We start from the raw sequence: 15,352 nt of genomic DNA, 5'->3' as shown, positions 1-15,352 counted from the left end.
TTTGGAAAGTGATTTTTTTACTATTTTTCAGCATGATATATGGTTGTTAAGTCTTAGTAATTTAAACCCGGGATCGGCGATTCGTTTACTATTTTATCCAACATCTGCTTTAAGTACTGATAGTGGATTTTAGTATCATAATCACTGGTTTTTGATATTCCATTAGTAATGTCCTTACGCAGGTCTTTAAGATGCGCAAAAGCCAGCGACTTCACATTAGAATACAATAAAACATCTGTAGGTGTTACAGAAGCCAGAATATTATCTGTAGAGCCCTGCAATGCGAAGCGTTTATTGTACATGGTAATGATACTGCCTACATACATTTTCTGTAAAGCGCGGCGATATTCGTCTGTAGCTTTACCGCTGATTAGTTCGCTAAAAATACCCGCCTTAAGATCTTTTAACCACTCTCGCGGAGAATAGGCGCCCTTACCATAATCGCGTTGGTTAATCATCATTCTATACAAGCGGGTTTGTGAAGTTACCGATGCCACTACTCCCTGCTGTACTATCTGAACATCGTTGAAAGAAAAACCAGGATCTATTTTGTTCAGGATATCTTTATTGAGCAACCATTTTGGTGTAGTAAATACCTGCTCGTTATAGAACTTAATGGTTTCTTTCTGACGGGCAAGACTTACCGGCTGATAAACAGCACCGGGCTGGTCGTATGTTTTCTCGGTAACCATTACACCGCCAAGATTTTTAAGCACATGGAAAACATAGCGGCTATACTGACCAACTGCTTCTTTGTACATCTCCTTAAGGTCCGAATAATCTTCTCCATCTTCCCTGGTCCAGTTAATCAGTTGTGGAACTATTCTTTTCAGGTTCTTAATTCCATACAGACCGGCTTTGATGTTATCATCGCTTAAATCTTCGGATTGAGAACGCGGATCCTGATCTCTACCTTCCCCACCAAACCAAAGCCTTTTATTGGAAGCCAGACTATCTATGGTAATTTTGTTTAATATTTTCTTGTCATCTGCAGCATTTGCAGTTCCAAAAATCGGCTTGTAACCCCACTGAATTGCCCATTTGTCGTAATCGTTAATACGAGGAAAAATCCCGGCTTCGCTGATATGGTCTTCAGGCTGCGCTACGTAATTGAAACGGGCATAATCCATGATAGACGGCGTATGTCCATGAGCTTCTACCCATTTTTTATCTCTCAGTTTTTCAACCGGAACGGTACTGCTTGCGCCCATGTTATGACGTAGGCCTAAGGTATGACCAATTTCGTGAGAGGAAACAAAACGGATCAACTGGCCCATTAATTCATCATCGAATTTATTTTTGCGTGCCCTTGGATCGATGGCTCCTGCCTGGATCATGTACCAGCGGTGTACCAGGTTCATTACGTTATGGTACCATCCGATGTGGCTTTCAATGATTTCTCCGGTACGCGGATCGGCTATATTTGGCCCGTATGCATTTTGCTGAGGTGAAGCAAAGTAACGGATCACCGAGAAGCGTGCATCATCCAGGCTCATGGTGGTGTCTGCTTCCGGCCATTCTTTAGCAACAATGGCGTTTTTAAAACCTGCCTGTTCAAATGCTTTTTGCCAGTCGTTTACACCTGCAATTAAATAAGGTCTCCATTTTTTTGGGGTAGCCGGATCGATATAATAAACTATTTGTTTTTTAGGCTCTACCAGTTCGCCTTTTTTAAATTTTTCAATATCCTCCTCTTTAGGCTCTAACCTCCATCGGTGGATAAAGGCTTCCTGTTCTACCTTCTGCTGGTCGTCTTTATACCTGATATTGGCACTGGCAAAGAAACCTACCCGGGCATCGTACATTCTCTTGCGCATGGGTATTTCGGGAAGCATTACAAATGAGGTATTCATTCCCAAGGTAATGGCACCTGCCTCGCTTGTAGCTGGCAAACGTCCCGCAAATGAAGTGTAGGTCCTGATGGTTTTAACCTCTGTGTTAATGGGAAAACTTTTTACACTTTCAATGTAAGAACGGTCTGCCACCTGTGCGGCCAGATTGTAAGCTTTTTTATTTTCAGCGTCAAAAGACAATAACGGGGTTTCACTTAAAAGAAAGTCTGTTACATCAATAACAACAGATGAGGAATCTTTTCCCTTCGCTTTAATTGGGAAAGCCGCCATAATCGGGTTCATATTTGAGCTGGCCACGGCTTTTGAGATCATATCTGTAGAATCGGCTACACTTACCGTTGCCGATACTTTAAGGAATAGTTTATTTGACGGACCTAATTCCCAGTAAATTACCCTGGAGCTTACCTCTTCGCCACCGTAATTACCTGCTCCCGGAGTTGATTTACTCAACCTGTTTACAGCTAAAATTTCTTTATTAAGCAACTTATTGGGGATTTCAAAGAAATATTTATCCGCAATTTTATGAACGGTAAACAGTCCTTTCTGTGTTACCGCTTTTGAAGTAATTACTTCTGCATAAGGTTTTATCGGATTTTTAAGCGAATCGGCTTTAGGCTTGGGTGCAACAGCTGTTGCCACGGGTGCTTTCTTTTTCTTTTTTAGAATACTACACGATTGGGCGGTTGCACCAAGCATGCCGATGGCTAAGGCCAGGTAAAAATACCTGACCTTAAATTGGTTTCTTGTGTTCATTTGTGTGTTTAGTAACCTGGGTTTTGTGTTAAATTGTAATTGGCATCTATAGCTGCCTGTGGAATAGGTAAAAGTTTGGATTTAGGTGTATAGCTACTTTTCAAAGCACCAAGAACGGCATCGGCCTGGCCCGTACGTTTTAGATTGTTCCAGCGAAATGCCTGCTCTGTAAAAAATTCTTTGCGGTTTTCCAATGCAATATCATTAATCAGTGTAGCCGCATCTGTTGCTGTTGTTAAGGTTGCTCCTGCCCTGTTTTGAATGGCATTCAAATCGCTTAAAGCACCGGTCAAATTAGTACCAGTTCTTGCTCTCGCTTCTGCCCTGATCAGGTATTGTTCGGCTAAACGCATTACAATCTGATATTCAGTTATACCCGCGGCTACTGCCAACGTCTGAGTACGGTATTTGTATTTAAACGGATAAGTATATGTTTCACCGGAAAATGTTGTGCTAGCCATCCAGCTTATACGGCGCTGATCTGTAGTTAAAAATAACTGAATCAATCGTGGGTCTATTCTGTAATTATAAGTACTTAGAGTAGCTAATGTTGATGGAACGAAAGTTAAAGCTTCATTTGTGTACTGGTTCGTAGCCGCTACCGGTGGCGGTGTTTGCCAGATACTTTCGGCGCTGTTTTTAATAAATAAACCTGCTGCAATACCGGCTTTTGGTATTAAACTATACTGTGATGAAGCGATTACTTCTGATGCATTTGATTCTGCAGCAGCATAATTATTCGTAAACATATAAACCCGGGCCAAAAGTGCTGCTGCAGTAAATTTATTAACACCTATCCTGTCGCCCGATGTTGCCGAATAATCACTAAGTAAATTTGCCTTTGCATCGGTTAAATCGGCTATGATCTGATTATAAATATTTGCAGTAGTTTCTCTTGCCTGAAAAGCGGTGATGTTTGGGTCGGTTACTAAAACCAGGGGCACATCTCCAAATTCATTTACCAGGTTAAAATAACAGTAAGCCCTTACAAACTTAGCTTCTGCAGTATATTGCTTTTTAATGGCATCAGATGTCCCTGAAGTACCTTGCAGACCTAAAATAATGGAATTTGCACGGTAAATAACGGTATACCATTCTGAAAAAATTGTCGGATGTATGGTACTTACATTAGAATAGGTATTGTTGTTAAATTCCTGCACACCTGCGTTCGTTCCCAGATAAAGTAGATCGTCTGCCTGTAAAGAACTGTAAAGACTTAAACTTGCATTTTGCGTTGAAGTTTGTGAAAGCGTGCTGAACAATGCCGAACGGGCACTGGTCGCCAATTTATCAGATGCAAAAACCAGATCAGTAGTTACCTGGTTTACAGGAGGATCGATTTCAATAAGTTTTTCACATCCTGTATTAACCATTGCGGCTAAAGCCATCATTGTGGCCATTATTTTATATATCGATTTTGACATGATGTTTCAGATTAAAAAGTGAATTGTAAACCTCCGGTTATAGTACGCAATGGCGGTGTTACCACACTCTGCGATTCAGGATCGAAACCTTTGTAGCCGGTAATGGTGAACAGGTTTTGTGCCTGTACATAAACACGTAGCTGTGTACCTGTATCTTTCGACAGCCATTTAGCAGGAAGTGAGTAAGATATGTTTACGTTTTTCAACCGGATAAAAGAGGCATCAACAACCGAAGCATCAGAACCTGCATAGTAAGAATAAGCCAGGTAAGCTGCAGAACCTGCTGCACCACGTGTTCCTGCCGACACCAGATAGTCCTGAGATCCAAGTGCCAGATAGTCGTTTACTATACTTAATGCAGCATTGCTAAAGTATCCCGGAGGATAGAATGATGAAGTAAGTAAACTTCTGCCCTGCTGCTTAACAAACTGGAAGGTAAAATCTAATGTAAGCTTTTTGTAGGAAAGGCTATTGGTAATACCTCCGAAAAATTTAGGATAAGATGTGCCTGCAAAATAACGGTCGCCACGGCCTGTTGCAGCAAAACCTGTAGTAGGACTGTTAACTCCGCCAACGCCGTTAAAATCGGTAAACATTGGTAAATTAGTTGCCGGATTTATACCTGCATACTGGTAAACATAATATGAGCTGATCGGATTACCAACGATATAAGTTGTGTAGTAAGAAGATTTTTCAATGTCGGGAAACGAAAGTAATTTATTGCGGTTCGCACTGATATTGAAAGATGTAATCCAGTTAAAATCCTTGTTTTTGATGTTCGTACTTGTTAAGGTAATTTCCCATCCTGAGTTTTGTACCGTTGCAGGCAGATTACTCTGATAACCAGAAAATCCGGTTTGTGTACTTACAGTCTGATTAATTAACTGATTACTTGTTCTGTTACGGTAATATAATCCACTGATCGACAAACGGTCTTTAAAGAAAGCTAACTCTAAACCAACATCCAGTTTTTTAGTTTCTTCCCATTTATAATCAGGATTAGCCAGACGTGATGGATTTAAGCCTGTAGATCCGGCATAATTATAAGTTGATGCAGTATAAGAGTCAAAATATCCGTAGTCGCCAATATCATCACTACCCACAATACCGTAACTGCCACGGACTTTACCAAAGCTAAACCAGCTGAATTTATTTTTTAAGAAGTCTTCCTCAGAGAAAATCCAGGCGCCACCGACCGATCCAAAGTTTCCGAATTTGTTATTAGGACCAAATCTCGATGATCCGTCTCTTCTGTAATTTACATTCAGAATGTACTTATCCATTAAATTATAATTCACACGTCCAAACAGTGAAGTGTATTTATAATCTATAGAGCTACTTGTTGTACTTACAGTAGTTGCTGCTGTAGAGGTTCTTAAAAAATCATCTGACGAGAATCCTGATGCAGAAGTACTATATGGCATTTTTGATTGCTTAAACTGATAAGAACCACCTGCAAGTGCATTTAATGTACCTTTCCAGATTTTACGGGTGTACGTTAACTGCGGTTCCAGTATATAGTTATTGGTATAATTATACACATAGCTGGCAGTGCCCGATGTTGGTGTAAAATTTGGATTAAGTGAAGTTAGTGGCCTGATGGCTATCTGAGTCATATCAGTTTTACTATATCCCAAACTGGTTTTAAAATCCAGTCCTTTTGCAATATTGTATTTTAACAACAAATTAGTCAACAGGTTAGAGGTACGGTTATCATTGGTTTGGTTTAAATATGCCAATGGATTACTAATCCCCCCATCCCAGTTAAAACTTCCATCTGCCTTGTATAAAGGGAAGTTTGGAGGTAGTGCGTAAGCCCAGCTAGCTAAATCTGTTGTTGAAATATTGTTCTTATCTGTAGAATACATTGCAGATAAGGATAAACTGAAACGCTGATCAAGTGAACTGTGGTTCAGGTTGAATTTACCACCTCCTCTCTGATATCCCTGATCGCCAGGATACACATTACCTTCCTTATGGTATGTTCCGCTCAGGTAAAAATTAGTACGGTTATCTCCACCAGATAAACTTGCATTGACATCATGTGTTTTAGCAGTATTTCCAAGCATATACCTCTGAAAATCGGTATACCCGTTCTGGTCCCAAACCAATAGATCAGGAGCTGTGGTTACACTTGGAGTTGCCGGATTGGTGGTATTGTTTGCAAAGGCTTTTCTTCTCAAGGCAAGATATTGCTCAGTTCCCACAGTTTCTACAAAATGTGTAACTTCTGAAACTCCTGATGAAGCATTTACGTTAAATTTTGTTGCTCCAGCCTTTCCTTTTTTGGTTGTAATTAAAATTACACCATTGGCTCCTCTTGATCCGTAAATAGCAGTAGCATCGGCATCCTTTAACACTTCGATACTTTCGATATCAGAGGGATTAATTGTGTTCATCGGACTGGTATTTCCTTCTGCAGATGGCAAGGCAGATGTTGAAGTTGCAGTTGATATAAAAGAAGCTGTATTAATAGGTTCGGAAAGAAAAGGTACACCATCAATAATATACAGAGGACGATTTGCTTTTACACCATTTAATCCGATTGCATTTGCACCTCTAACCTGAATGTTAATACCTGCACCTGGTAAACCATTGGTTTGTGTTATGGTAACACCTGCAAGACGTCCTTGCAGCGCCTGTAAAACATTGGTAACCGGCTGATCAGCTATTTCGTCTGCACTGATTCCAACCTGCGAACCTGTATTAAGGCGACGTGTGGTTGTACCATAACCAATCACCATAATTTCATCCAGTTTTGCAGGATCTAAAACCATTTTTACAGTTAAGGTTTGTGTAGCAGTTACTTCTATAGTTTTATAACCAACATATGATAGAACAAGAGTGGGATTTTCATCAGTGGCAGCAATGTAAAACTTACCGCTGTTTCCCGATATTGTTGTTCTGTTTGTGCCTTTTACCTTAATCACCACACCAGGTAAGGGCGTGCCGGTTTCATCAAGCACAGTACCGTTAACAGTGATATTATCAAAATAACCGGTAACCTTATCCAGAAAGGTTTTTTCCTGAATAATTACGGTTTTATCTTTAATTGTATAGGTAAGAGATTGATTATCCAGACAGCGTTTCAGTGCTTCGCTCAGTTCTGTATTGGTGATATTGATATTTACGGGTACCGATTTAGAAATTAAATCCTGATCGTAAATAAAATCGTATCCTGTCTGGATCCTTATTGTTTTGAATATGTCAGTTAAATTTGCATTTTTTTGATTAATTGTAACCCTTTGCGCAAGCGTTGTTGCACTTACCTGCATCATTGCAGCCAATAACAGGAACGTAGTTACACGCATAATCAGCAGAATTTTTTGGATATGGACAGACGCCCCACCCAGTTTGTTTGGGTAAAATTTGTACATTTGTTTGGTTTTAAAGTTTATTAGTCAGTCGATTGATTTTGAGCTCTAAAAATCCTAAGCCGGAGGTGTTCCACCACTTCTGGCTTTCTTTTTAGAACCACGTTTTATTTTTATCTGGTTACCGTGATCCTCCTTCCTTCAATATTAAAATGAACTTTTCCAGTTTGCTCCATTACTCCTAAAATAGACGAAATATTCTTGGAGCGTGAAATCCATCCCCCCAGGTTGAGTTTCTGAGGCGCATCATCACTATATACAATTTCCACATCATACCAGCGAGCTATCTTACGCATAATGCTCCTGAAATCATTATTCTCTAAAATGAAATCACCATTTTTCCAGTCGATAAAATTCTGTGCATTCACACTCAATACTTTTATGTCCGATCCATTTCCCCGTGCCTGTTGATTAGGTTGAAGTAAAACATCATTATTAACCTTCACGCTACCTTCAAGTAAAGTGGTTTTGGTTGTACGCTCATCGCTGTAAGCATTTACATTGAAATGAGTACCCAGCACCTCAACTTTCTGATTTTGAGTCTCAACAACAAATGGAATTCTTTTTCCATCAACGGAAATCTTACTCACTTCGAAATAAGCTTCACCCTTAAGCTTTACCCTCCGTTCAACCTCAAATGAAGTCGTAAAGGTTACCGACGAAGAAGCATTAAGCCAAACTTTGGTTCCATCTGGTAAATTAACCTGATACTGCCCCCCGGCAGGCGTTTGAATGGTATTATATTCAGGCTTCTCAACTTGTTCAATCTGTTGAGGCATATTATATACAACTTGGCCGTCGGCAGTTTTCGATATTTTAACTCCTGTTTGATCGGCAAGATATCCGGTTCCGGTTTTATCCAGATCAATGCGTTTACCGTTTGCGAGTATCAAAACGGCTTTATCCCTGCCTGCTTTAATATCTTTGGCTGCAGGCAGATTCGTTAGATAAGATTTTGGATGACTTTGGTTATAAACCAAAACAGCTATCAGCGAAACAATAAGCAACGCGGCGGCGGCATATATCAATGGCATCAAGCCTGTCAACTTTTTCGGTGGCTGTGTAGCGTTGGCAACAACATGCCAAATCTGATCGGTTTGGGCATCGAGAAAACCGTCATCGTAAACAGAAAAGGATTTTTTGTTCAGGTTGATATAGGCAGACTCCAGCCAGGCCTGCTCCTCAGCATTGGCTGTACCTGAAATATACCGGTCTAAAATTTCACTGAATTGCTGTTCGTCCATTTAGTTGATTACGGAATGTTATATGTAATACAACTGTGAAATACAGATTGGGGATAGAGAATTAAAATTTATTTTACGTTAAGGTAATGTACAACCACTAAGATTAAGCCAATCCTCGTTTTTAATATCCTAAGTGCCTTTTTCATTTGATCAGCTGCCGTAGATTCTGTAATTCCTAAACGGGCTGCTACCTCTTTATTAGAAAGGTTCTCCATCCTTCTCAGCTCAAAAACTGCTCTCATACGTGGAGGCAAGCTGGCAATTTCAGCTTCTATCATGGCGGCAAACTGCTTCTCACGAATCAAAGTATCAGTGTAAACACCACTGTCAGCGTTAGCCTGTGAAAATTGATCTGCATAAGCACTAACCAGATTGTTATGTTTAATCAGATTAAAAATACCATTTCTCAAAGCCACAAATAAATATCCGGAAAGATTGTTGTCCATTTGGATGGACTCACGCTTCGTCCAGATTTTGATAAACATTTCTTGAACAACATCCCTGGCATCGCTTTCATTTCTCAGTTTATTAAAGGCATTGGAATACAACAGGGCACTGTATCGTCTAAAAATCTCAGTAAATGCCAGATGATCATCATTCTTTAGATGATACAACAACTCATTGTCAGTTAAACTAGAATATGAGATGCCATTATTGGTCATTTCAGCTTTAAATGTTTTTTTAGTTAGGGACAGGGAGATGCGCAACCAAAAATAGTATTATTTCTCACAAACATGCAACCAATTGTAACAGAAAATATACTTAAACCTGTAAATAACCAAAAAATCCAACATCATTCGCCCCAGCTCAAACTTCAAATCACAACTAGTGTCCCCCCTTTACCTCCGTTTGCTCGATTCCCTTGAGATGTTTACTACAATAAATACCAAAATAAAGAATAAATAAATAGCACAATAATGGCAGCACAAATGAATGATGGACTCCGATCTGATCTGCTACCGCCCCCTGAATAAGTGGCATTACTGCTCCGCCTAAAATCGCCATAACCAATAATGAAGACCCCTGACTGGTATAAGCACCTAGTTTTGCAATCGATAGCGTATAAATATTAGAAAACATGATAGAGTTAAATATTCCTATACCAAGGATGCTGTACATCGCAAAATCCCCTTTATTGATCATTGCCGAGATTAGTAAAAGTACATTGATGGTTGAAAAAATAGCAAGCGTTCTGGCCGGTGCCGATTTACCGACAAGAAAACCTAAAAAATTTAAGGCTATGAATATCAGAAAGAAACTCATCTGGGCAAATGTTAGATCTACAATCCCGTAAATGACAGCAAAAACAAGGATAGAAGTTCCAAGCATATACACCATCTTTTTCGATTGGCTTAAACCATGATTCAGAGAGATTGACCCTACGAAGCGACCAATCATGGCTCCTCCCCAATAAAGAGATAAATAATTCTTACTCACGGCCTCTTCTAAACCGGTAATTTCTGTTAAGTGTAAAAAGCTGATGATAAAACTGCCAACAGCAACCTCTGCACCCACATAACAAAAAAGCGCAATGATCCCACGCTTAAGATGTGGGAACTTCAATACGCCAAGGCCTTTGGTTTGCTCCGCTTCATCCGGTTTAAAAGAAGGTAACTTGACATAAAAAATCAATAATCCCACCAGCAATAAAATACCTGCAAACATCAAATAGGGAATGCGCGTTGCAGAAGCACTAAAACTTCCGTCAGCTTCCGAGAAAAACTCAAAGATTAAATGACCACCTAAAATCGGCGCTATGGTGGTTCCGAAAGCGTTAAATGCCTGCGTAAGGTTCAACCTGCTCGAAGCGCTATCCTCTGGCCCCAATAACGAAACGTACGCATTCGCAGTAATCTGAAGTACAGTAAATCCAAGTCCTAATACAAACAATGCACCCAGAAATAATGGATATACCGAATAGGTAGCTGCCGGAAAAAATAATACGCAGCCTATCGCAGCCAGCACGATTCCAAAAAGGATACCCTTTTTGTAACCCACTTTGTTAATAGGATCACCTTTAAAATAAGAAATTAAAAAGTAAATCGACGACCCGATGAAATATGCACCAAAAAAGCAAAACTGTACCAGCATAGATTCAAAAAAGCTTAATTTAAAAAGCTGCTTCAAATATGGAATAAGGATATCGTTCATGCAGGTGATGAAACCCCACATAAAAAACAAAAGGGTAATGGTAATTAAGGGAACGGCGTAATTTGATCTGGTCTGGCTTTCTGCAGTTTTGTTATTCATCGTATGTTAGAAGAATGATGTTAAAAAATTAAACCGCCATCAATAATGGCGGTTCATTGGTCTATTTATTTTTAAGTTCATTAACAGGACTTGTTAATGCAAATGCTTTATGAACTTTCTCAACAGCTAATTCCTTTGGCAATGAGAACTCAGCCGTTTGTTTCACATTTAGTGATGACGATCCTACCGATATTTTATAGATACCCGCTTCGGCAACCCATGCACTTTGGCTTTCCATAAACGAAGCTAAGTCTTTAGGCGACAACGCCAGCTGTAAAGTTTCCGATTGTCCTGACTTTAATAACTTGGTTTTTGCAAAGGCTTTTAGTTCCGCAACTGGCTTATCAATATTTTGGTGAGGCGCTGAGAGGTAAAGTTGGACAATCTCCTTACCCGTTGCTTTCCCGGTGTTTTTTATGGTAACCGTAGCAATTAAATTTCCGTTGAAAGTTTTATCGCTTAGTTTTACATCACTATATTCAAAACTGGTGTAAGATAAACCGTAGCCAAATTCGAACGAAGGTTTAACCTTGAAAGTGTTAAAATAACGATAGCCAACATATATACCCTCTTCGTAAGTTACATTCTCCGGGTTGTCTAACGGTGTACCTAACCAGTTTTTAGCTGATGGTGTATCTTCGTATTTAACAGGAAAAGTCATGGTTAACTTACCAGACGGGGTCACCTTGCCCGAGAAAATATCACTAACTGAATTTCCGCCCTCCTGGCCCGGCTGCCATGACAAAAGAATGGCGTCAACTTTGTCTTTCCAGCTGGCAGTTTCAATTACACCGCCAATATTTAATATTACCACAACTTTTTTGCCTTTGGCATGAAAAGCTTCCGCTACGTTGTTAATTAACAAAATTTCATCATTAGCAAGGTTAAAATCATTATTAACAGATCTGTCCCCTCCTTCACCTGAGTTTCTACCTAAAGTAATAATGGCTAATGAGTTGGTTTCAGCTTTTTTATTGATCAAATCTTTACTCAAATCCAGTTCAGGCAACCTTTCGGGTAAAGCCAGGATACCACGTTTTTTACGGCTTTCCAATTCAGCAGCTTTTTCCTTTGCCGCGAATGGGGTATACATGTCCTTTAAGTCACTATCCAGTTTATAAACAGATTTTTCAAGCCCTTCAATTAAAGAAACAGTATAAGATTCATTTACATCTCCACTACCTGTTCCACCGGCTATAAAATCGTAAGAAGTTACGCCAAAAACAGCAATCGGTTGCGCTTTCAAGGTGTAAGGTAAAACTGAATCATTATTTTTCAACAGCACCATGCCTTCTGCCGCAGCATTTCTCGTTACTTCAGCATTCTTCTTAAGGTCAGGCTTATTGCTGTACTTGTATTTTTGCATGGTGGGCGAGTTGAATACCAATGCTAAAATACGCTTCAAATTTACATCTACGGCTGTTTTCGATAGTTTGCCATTCTTAAGGTTTTCAAGTATGGCCGTTTTCTGAGCAGGCAGTCCGGGCATAAGGAGGTCGTTTCCGGCTTCCAGTTGCGCAACAACATTACTCGTTCCGCCCTTCAGTGAATTGAAGCCTGCATAGCCTCCAAACCAATCTGTCATCACAATCCCCTTAAATCCCCACTCATCCCGAAGAATATCAGTCAGTAAATCATGTCTTGCTGAAGTATAGGTTCCATTAATTAAGTTGTAGGATGACATCACCGTCCATGGATTTGACTCCTTCACAGTGATCTCAAAACCCTTCAGGTAAAGCTCACGCATGGTCCTTTCAGTGATGTGTTCGTTTATGGAAAGACGATTGGTTTCCTGGTTATTCGCAGCAAAATGCTTGATCGAAGTCCCTACCCCATTCGCCTGAATTCCGTTAACCATCGCAGCAGCGATCTTTCCCGCCACAAGTGGATCTTCAGAATAATACTCGAAATTACGGCCATTCAATGGGTTACGGTGAATGTTTAGCGCAGGTGCTAACAATACATCCACACCATATTCTTTTACCTCATTCCCCATTGCTTCTCCCACACTTTGAATGAGCTCAGGATTCCACGTAGAGGCCAAGGCCGTTCCCACTGGAAATGCGGTACAGTAATAGGTGTTTTTATCGTTATCCCGGATAGGTTTAATTCGCAAACCGGCAGGGCCATCAGCTACAATAATTTCCGGAATACCCAAACGTTTAATTTCGTAGGTACCACCAGCAGCGCCAGGAACACGGCCTTCTATTGCGCCAACTACCGGTGTTAAGCCGTCAAAACCAGGCATTCCTGTACCCATCAGCATTGATGCTTTTTCATCATCGGTCATTTTACTGATCAAATCATCTATCCGCTCGCCCAATGGTAATCTGTAATCCTCGTATTTATCCAACTTCCCGTTCTTGTTTAAATCTGCAAATGTGAAACCATTAATGGTAAGCGTAGCAACAGTATTTTTGTTTTTATCGCCGGCATTTTTCCACGAGATATTTGACAATACCATTGCCCCCAACAGCGAAAGCTTGAGCACCCTTTTTACGTCGTTCTTTTTCATGATTTATATATTATTATTATTCAATGTGATTGAAGTTTCAAGCTTCCTAACGAAGTCATCAGAATGGGTTAAATAATTCATCTACCTAAATTAAAAAATACGTTCTGAAGTGCTCATCATTAAACAAATAGTTAAGTATCTGATAATCTTAAATGCTAATAGTGCAATACAAACCTGATGAGAACTAAAGATTGGTCAGAAAAAATCTAAAGATTTTATTATTGCTTCATTAAGAAGCAATATTAGTTTGTTTAATCTGGAAAAACAAATTATTAATTTAGATCCCCTAAAAAATGTTACCTTAAGCTGATGATTAATAGAGAAATTCAGAAAGCAAGCGCCGATCTATGGGCAAAATCTTTACCTCACTTATCGATTGATAGCGTGGTATTTGGATTCATAAATAACACCTTGAATGTGTTAATTCTAAGAATGAGTGGCGACGATCAATGGATTCTCCCAGGTGGGTATATCAACAAAAACGAATCAATAGACGACGCAGCACAAAGGATATTATTCGAGCGAAGTGGCGCCGAAAAAATCTTTCTGAATAATTTTGGTGTCTTTGGCAACCTTAACCGTTCCGAAGATTATTTCGCAGATTATCCTGATGATTTATGGCATAAGCAAAGGTTTATCACCATTGGCTACTATGCCTTGGTAGATCATACCAAAGTTACGCCAGTTACCGATAGCTATTCCGACCGTTGTGAATGGATGCCCGTTTACAAATTGCCTAAAATGGTGATGGATCACGAACATATCATCGGAAAAGCATTGGAGTCGCTCAGAGAGCATATTAGCTACAAGCCTATTGGCTATAACCTGCTGCCAGAAACGTTTACCATGCCGGAGTTGCAGGCACTTTACGAAACGATATTGGGTCAGAAACTCAACCGCGGCAACTTCTACAGAAAAATACTTCGTTACAACATCCTTATTAAACTGGATGAACTACGGAAAGGCGGCGCACATAAAGCACCCAACCTGTATAAGTTCGATGAGGAAAACTATCAAAAAGCTTTAAATACCAATATATGGTAAGGTAAACTTTTCAAATGGAATGTTTTTTCTTAAACTTTCCCACAATGTGAAAGTATTATGGATATGTTAAGCAATAAACGGTTCTACACATATTTCAAAATGCTCATGCTGCTAAGCATAGGCATTGTATCTTCCCTACAGGTGAAAGCATCAAAAGCTCCTCCTCTACCTTCGTATACAATCATGCATTGGAAGGTAAACGATACCATCAGAGAGGCTTTGGTATACATCCCGGCGACAGCGAAAACGAAACCTACACCAGTCATCTTCGCGTTTCATGGCCATGGCGGAACAATGGAAAACATGGCAAATACAAGGCAATTTGAGAAATTATGACCCGAGGCCATTATTGTTTGCCCGCAAGGCCTTAACACCCCCGGCCAAATTACAGATCCAAAGGGCGCAAGAGCCGGATGGCAAAAAGCACCGGGCGATATGAACGACAGAGACCTGAAGTTTTTCGACAGCATGCTTACCAAATTCGAAACCGACTACAAAGTCGATAAAAAACGCATCTATGCAACCGGGCACTCAAACGGGGGTAGTTTCACTTACATTCTTTGGGCGGTAAGGGGCAATGTCTTTGCAGCATTTGCACCATCGTCCGCAGCCGCCCTGAAACTTATCGGCCAACTCAAACCAAAACCCGCCCTGCACATTATCGGCGATACTGACCCACTGGTAAAACCAGCCTGGCAGAAACTAATGTACAACAATGTAATGAGGATCAACAATTGCAGCAAAACCGGAGAGGCTTATGCAAAATATGCTACGCTTTATCCATCAACATCAGGAACACCATTTGTGCTATACGAGCATCCCGGAGGGCATGTTTACCCCCAGGAAGCAAATGAGGTTGTGATCCGGTTTTTCAAGAGCTGTACGCAAAAGTAGT

The 15,352-nt window shown here is 40.1% G+C and carries 10 protein-coding genes; 3 read left to right on the top strand and 7 right to left on the bottom strand.

The annotated features are described in order from the left end of the window. Nucleotides 1-53 precede the first annotated feature (53 nt). The 7 genes from R2Q80_RS04675 to R2Q80_RS04645 form a co-directional block, all read right to left on the bottom strand. Nucleotides 54-2,606: a zinc-dependent metalloprotease gene (locus R2Q80_RS04675; protein ID WP_316798472.1), complete on the bottom strand. Its 2,553-nt coding sequence runs from the start codon at nt 2,604-2,606 to the stop codon at nt 54-56. A gap of 8 nt (nt 2,607-2,614) precedes the next feature. Continuing rightward, nucleotides 2,615-4,030, bottom strand: a complete 1,416-nt coding sequence (locus tag R2Q80_RS04670) for a RagB/SusD family nutrient uptake outer membrane protein (RefSeq protein ID WP_316798471.1) — start codon at nt 4,028-4,030, stop codon at nt 2,615-2,617. Nucleotides 4,031-4,041: 11 nt separating this feature from the next. Further along, a complete protein-coding gene (locus tag R2Q80_RS04665; protein WP_316798470.1) occupies nt 4,042-7,407 on the bottom strand; it encodes a TonB-dependent receptor in 3,366 nt (1,121 codons plus the stop codon). 110 nt (nt 7,408-7,517) lie between these two features. Next, complete coding sequence (locus R2Q80_RS04660) at nt 7,518-8,648, bottom strand: FecR family protein (RefSeq protein ID WP_316798469.1); 1,131 nt, start codon at nt 8,646-8,648, stop codon at nt 7,518-7,520. A gap of 68 nt (nt 8,649-8,716) precedes the next feature. Further along, a complete protein-coding gene (locus R2Q80_RS04655) occupies nt 8,717-9,310 on the bottom strand; it encodes an RNA polymerase sigma-70 factor (RefSeq protein WP_316798468.1) in 594 nt (197 codons plus the stop codon). 163 nt (nt 9,311-9,473) lie between these two features. Continuing rightward, nucleotides 9,474-10,898, bottom strand: a complete 1,425-nt coding sequence (locus tag R2Q80_RS04650; protein WP_316798467.1) for a sugar MFS transporter — start codon at nt 10,896-10,898, stop codon at nt 9,474-9,476. A 61-nt stretch (nt 10,899-10,959) separates the two neighbouring features. Continuing rightward, nucleotides 10,960-13,413: a glycoside hydrolase family 3 N-terminal domain-containing protein gene (locus R2Q80_RS04645; RefSeq protein ID WP_316798466.1), complete on the bottom strand. Its 2,454-nt coding sequence runs from the start codon at nt 13,411-13,413 to the stop codon at nt 10,960-10,962. 309 nt (nt 13,414-13,722) lie between these two features. Here R2Q80_RS04645 and R2Q80_RS04640 point away from each other — a divergent pair, with 309 nt between their 5' ends. The 3 genes from R2Q80_RS04640 to R2Q80_RS04630 all read left to right on the top strand — a co-directional run bounded on the left by R2Q80_RS04640 (nt 13,723) and on the right by R2Q80_RS04630 (nt 15,351). Further along, nucleotides 13,723-14,457, top strand: coding sequence for an NUDIX hydrolase (locus R2Q80_RS04640; RefSeq protein ID WP_316798465.1), 735 nt, complete (start codon nt 13,723-13,725; stop codon nt 14,455-14,457). A 183-nt stretch (nt 14,458-14,640) separates the two neighbouring features. Then, on the top strand, nt 14,641-14,793 hold the full coding sequence (locus tag R2Q80_RS04635) for a hypothetical protein (RefSeq protein WP_316798464.1): 153 nt from the start codon (nt 14,641-14,643) through the stop codon (nt 14,791-14,793). A gap of 99 nt (nt 14,794-14,892) precedes the next feature. Further along, nucleotides 14,893-15,351, top strand: coding sequence for a hypothetical protein (locus tag R2Q80_RS04630; RefSeq protein WP_316798463.1), 459 nt, complete (start codon nt 14,893-14,895; stop codon nt 15,349-15,351). Nucleotide 15,352: the final 1 nt, after the last annotated feature.

Origin of the sequence: Pedobacter frigidisoli, assembly GCF_032678525.1 — a bacterium.
GTDB lineage: Bacteria > Bacteroidota > Bacteroidia > Sphingobacteriales > Sphingobacteriaceae > Pedobacter > Pedobacter frigidisoli_A.
Note: the sequence above shows the minus strand (reverse complement) of the source record. Positions and strands in the feature narration are given on the sequence as shown.

Excerpts from the sequence above, each read along its gene's own strand:
- R2Q80_RS04645 (WP_316798466.1), bottom strand. The coding sequence starts at position 13,413 with ATGAAAAAGAACGACGTAAAAAGGGTGCTCAAGCTTTCGCTGTTGGGG.
- R2Q80_RS04670 (WP_316798471.1), bottom strand. The coding sequence starts at position 4,030 with ATGTCAAAATCGATATATAAAATAATGGCCACAATGATGGCTTTAGCC.
- R2Q80_RS04635 (WP_316798464.1), top strand. The coding sequence starts at position 14,641 with ATGCATTGGAAGGTAAACGATACCATCAGAGAGGCTTTGGTATACATC.
- R2Q80_RS04650 (WP_316798467.1), bottom strand. The coding sequence starts at position 10,898 with ATGAATAACAAAACTGCAGAAAGCCAGACCAGATCAAATTACGCCGTT.
- R2Q80_RS04660 (WP_316798469.1), bottom strand. The coding sequence starts at position 8,648 with ATGGACGAACAGCAATTCAGTGAAATTTTAGACCGGTATATTTCAGGT.
- R2Q80_RS04640 (WP_316798465.1), top strand. The coding sequence starts at position 13,723 with ATGATTAATAGAGAAATTCAGAAAGCAAGCGCCGATCTATGGGCAAAA.
- R2Q80_RS04655 (WP_316798468.1), bottom strand. The coding sequence starts at position 9,310 with ATGACCAATAATGGCATCTCATATTCTAGTTTAACTGACAATGAGTTG.
- R2Q80_RS04665 (WP_316798470.1), bottom strand. The coding sequence starts at position 7,407 with ATGTACAAATTTTACCCAAACAAACTGGGTGGGGCGTCTGTCCATATC.
- R2Q80_RS04675 (WP_316798472.1), bottom strand. The coding sequence starts at position 2,606 with ATGAACACAAGAAACCAATTTAAGGTCAGGTATTTTTACCTGGCCTTA.
- R2Q80_RS04630 (WP_316798463.1), top strand. The coding sequence starts at position 14,893 with ATGAACGACAGAGACCTGAAGTTTTTCGACAGCATGCTTACCAAATTC.